Genomic DNA, 220 nt, shown 5'->3' with positions numbered 1-220 from the left:
CGTGATCGTCTACGACCGGACCAAGACCGTGGTCCGCCGCCATGTCGCACCCGGCGAGGCGGTCCCCCTGCATCCGGAGGCCGTCGCGTTCGCCGGGCACTACGACTTCGACATCGACGTGCTGGCCGCCTACCGGCCCACCGGCAAGGGCCGGGTCGAACGCCAGGTGACCATCGTCCGCGATCACGTGCTGGCCGGCCGGGCGTTCTCCGGGCTGGAC

General features: G+C 71.8%; 1 pseudogene. It reads left to right on the top strand.

From position 1 onward, the window contains the following. Positions 1–220 (top strand): annotated as a pseudogene (locus I8N67_RS42150) (IS21 family transposase); the annotation flags it as partial.

The sequence above is a fragment of the Streptomyces adelaidensis genome, assembly GCF_016598475.1.
GTDB classification, from domain to species: domain Bacteria; phylum Actinomycetota; class Actinomycetes; order Streptomycetales; family Streptomycetaceae; genus Streptomyces; species Streptomyces adelaidensis.
Note: the sequence above shows the minus strand (reverse complement) of the source record. Positions and strands in the feature narration are given on the sequence as shown.